The sequence below is a fragment of the Megasphaera sp. AF13-6AC genome (assembly GCF_027685385.1).
Classification (GTDB): Bacteria; Bacillota; Negativicutes; order Veillonellales; family Megasphaeraceae; genus Megasphaera; species Megasphaera micronuciformis.
In genome coordinates this window covers 1-3,607 of sequence record NZ_JAQCUN010000123.1, presented here as the reverse complement: position 1 = coordinate 3,607, position 3,607 = coordinate 1, and the positions used below count along the sequence as shown (strand labels likewise).

4 protein-coding genes are annotated in these 3,607 nt (G+C 45.0%); all 4 read left to right on the top strand.

All coding sequences use genetic code 11. From position 1 onward, the window contains the following. On the top strand, positions 1–742 hold a 742-nt coding region (locus tag PGX78_RS06795), incomplete at its 5' end, for a MetQ/NlpA family ABC transporter substrate-binding protein (protein ID WP_270446063.1). Positions 743–778: 36 nt separating this feature from the next. Continuing rightward, on the top strand, positions 779–1,960 hold the full coding sequence (locus PGX78_RS06790) for a mandelate racemase/muconate lactonizing enzyme family protein (RefSeq protein ID WP_270446061.1): 1,182 nt from the start codon (positions 779–781) through the stop codon (positions 1,958–1,960). A gap of 107 nt (positions 1,961–2,067) precedes the next feature. Further along, positions 2,068–3,066 (top strand): methionine ABC transporter ATP-binding protein, encoded by a 999-nt coding sequence (locus PGX78_RS06785; RefSeq protein WP_270446059.1) that lies wholly within the window; start codon positions 2,068–2,070, stop codon positions 3,064–3,066. 1 nt (position 3,067) lies between these two features. Then, a partial coding sequence (locus PGX78_RS06780) for a methionine ABC transporter permease (protein ID WP_270446058.1) occupies positions 3,068–3,607 on the top strand: 540 nt, incomplete at its 3' end.

Genomic DNA, 3,607 nt, shown 5'->3' with positions numbered 1-3,607 from the left:
GAGTAGTAATTCCGCGGAAAAGAAAGATTTGACTTTGGCGGCATCGAGCTTCAACTATGATGAAGTAAACGACAAGGTAGCCTTGGATGCCTTAAAGGCGAAAGGATACAATGTAAAAGTTATCGTATTGGAAGATGCGACGACCATGAACGAAGCTACCATGAATGGGGATATTGATGCGTCTTTGCATCAACATAAGCCGTGGATGGATTCGTACAATAAGTCTAAAGGGCGCGATATGGTAATGCTTCAGCCATATATTCATTATAACGTATTCGGTATGTATTCCGATAAATATAAGTCGCCGTCCGAATTGCCGCAGAATGCAAAGATCGTTATTCCTGAAGATCCTAGCAATACGGCACGAGCTTTGAATTTATTACAGCAACAAGGCCTGATTACCTTAAAAGAAGGCGTAACCTTGCCGACGCTGTTGGATATCGAATCGAATCCGAAGAACTTGCAGTTTACGAGCGTTAATACGGCTCAGGTCATGAAGTCTTTGCCTGATGTGGATGCCGTTTGCGTAGCCAAGATGTTCCAAATCAGCAATCACGTGCCCGACAGCACGCAGATTGCCGTCAGCACGGACTTGACCAAGTTTGCCGTAGGCTTTGTCGTAGCACCTCAGAATAAGGATGCACAGTGGGCTAAAGACTTGGTTGAAGCGTATACGAGTCCGGCCATGAAGGCTGAAATTGCTAAACTCTTCCAGGGAAGCTATATTACCTTGGATAATTAATTAAAATCTGTTCCGGTAAAGGTGGGGGGACGTACAATGAAGATTACAAAAGTCGATGTCATGCTTATCAATCCGAAGGCGGAAGATAATAAGCCGTGGACGCCGGTAGGTATTCGTATATACACGGATGCAGGTATTTACGGTGACGGCGAAGCGGCTATGGCCTACGGGAGTATTTCACGCGGTGCTTACGGAGCTGTCATTGATTTTTCGGAAAAGATTATCGGTAAGGACCCGCTCGATACGGAAGTCATATGGGAAGACTTGTACAAGTCTACGTTCTGGGCACAAAACGGCGGGCCCGTAACATTCGGGGCTATTTCTGCGATTGACGTTGCTTTATGGGATATTAAGGCTAAATACTTCGGAGTTCCTCTATATAAGTTACTGGGCGGTAAACAACGGGATAAGCTTCGTTGTTATGCCAGTCAGTTGCAGTTCGGGTGGGGACCCGTGCGTGTGGGATTGACGACGGCTCAAGAGTATGCGGATATTGCTAAAAAGGCAGTTGCCGAAGGCTATTCGGCAGTTAAGGTGGATTTTTTTACTTTTGATCGTGACGGGAGTCGGTTCAATCATGAACAAATGACACGACTGCTTCCGGCCTACTATGTGAACCTGGTGGAGGAACGAGTAGCTGCCGTGCGAGAAGCTATCGGACCTGATGTGGACCTCATCATGGAGAACCATTCAAATATTGATGCTCAAGGGGCTGTTCAGCTGGCTAAGATTGTGGAGAAGTATAATATCTTCATGTTTGAAGAACCGTGCACGCCGTCTCCGGATGTCAATAAGTTTGTTCATGATCACATTACAATTCCCGTGTCTCAAGGTGAACGTATTTATACACGTTGGCAGTATAAGCAATATTTCCAAGACGGTTCTATTCAGATGATTCAGCCCGATATAGGTAACTGTGGCGGCATTACGGAAACAAAGAAGGTTTGCGACATGGCTCATGCTTACGACGTAGGGGTACAGATTCATGTTTGCTCCAGCCCGATACTTACGGCAGCGGCCCTTCATTTAGAATCTGTATTGCCGAACTTCACCATTCACGAACATCACGTATATAACCTGCACAACTATAACAAGCAACTTTGCATTCACGACTATCAGCCGGAACATGGGTATTTCTCAATCCCCGAAATTCCCGGCATCGGCAATGAATGGAGCGAATATGCGTTTACCCATTGTCAACTGACAACTGTTGAATAATGTAAAATAGGCTCAACGAAGTTTGGGCCTGTTTTTTGAGAAGGGTATGAGCTTGTTTTCACGTATGCATGAAAACCGGATTGTATTTGCGTAAAAGGGGCGATATCTTGATTGAAATTCAGAATTTAAGAAAGGTATGGTCAGACGGGAAGATTGTTTTGGACGACATTAATCTGACCATTGAAGATGGTGATATTTACGCACTGGTTGGGCGCAGCGGTGCCGGAAAGTCTACGTTATTGCGCTGCATTAACGGCTTGGCTTCTTATAATGACGGCCATATTTTGTTGGACGGGAAAGAAGTAAAAGAGCTTTCATATAAAGAAATGCGAGATGTTCGTCGTCAGGTAGGCATGGTTTTGCAAAACTTTTCGCTCTTAGAACGGCGGACCGTTTATGAAAACGTGGCCTTACCCATGAAATGTTGGGGCTATTCGAATGCCGATATTAAGAAGAAAGTTACGGATTTGTTAGAACTGGTCGGCCTTGACGATAAGGCATCCGCTCGTCCGCGGAATCTGTCGGGCGGTCAGAAGCAGAGGGTTGCTATTGCCAGAGCCTTGACGATGGAACCGAAACTGTTGCTTAGCGATGAAGCGACGTCGGCATTGGATCCCAATACGAGCAGCTCTATTTTGGGGTTATTGCGAGAAATTAATCAAAAAACGGGAATTACGGTTATTGTCGTTACGCATCAGATGGAAGTAGTGCGTCAGATTTGTAATAAAGCTTGTATATTGGAAGACGGGAAAATTGCGGCTGAAGGTTCCGTGAAATCAGTCTTTATTAAACGTCCGGGAGCCCTAAAACGACTTTTAGGAGAAAGTGATGAAGGAGATGTACAGTCCAAAGAGTCTGTTATTCAAGTAGCCTATGATGTAAAAGACAGTACGTTGAACTTTCTCTCCGATATGGCAAGAGATTTGAATATATCATTTGAAACCTTAGGCGGTGGAATTGAAAGCTTTTCGTGTGATAAGATGGCTATTTTTCGATTAGGAATTTCAAGATCGGATAGGGAAAAGGTAGAACTATATTTAGCAGGAAAAGAATGTACGTGGAGCTACATAAATCAAGGGTCAGCAGAGAAAGAGCAGGTGATGTAAGATGCCGTTACAAAACATGTCTTTTGAACAGTTGGTGAACATGCTCATTGTGCCGGCCTTGTTGGCGACTTTGAAAATGTTGGTCTGGGCCATGGTTCTTTCCGTATTCTTCGGCCTTTGCATCGGCCTTGTATTAGCCTTGACTCGCAAGGGTGGCCTTTGCGAAAATTTTGTCATTTATCGGGCTTTCGATATCTTTGTCAGTGTAGTCAGGTCTTTCCCGTTTATTATTTTGATGATATCCATTATTCCGCTGACTAAGTTGATTATGGGAACGTCCATCGGTTGGCAGGCGGCCATAGTACCGTTAACCTTTGCCTGCTCTCCCTTTATGGGGCGTATTATTCAAAATGCCTTACAGGAAGTGAATCCGGCGCTTATTGAAGTCGCACAGTCCTTCGGAGCTTCTAAATTTCAAATTGTCATGCGGGTTATGGTCGTTGAGGCCATTCCGGCTATTGTATCAGGTGTTGTACTTGCAATTATCAACCTTCTCGGAGCCACGGCCATGGCCGGTGTTATTGGAGGCGGGGGACTCGGG

Excerpts from the sequence above, each read along its gene's own strand:
- PGX78_RS06790 (WP_270446061.1), top strand. The coding sequence starts at position 779 with ATGAAGATTACAAAAGTCGATGTCATGCTTATCAATCCGAAGGCGGAA.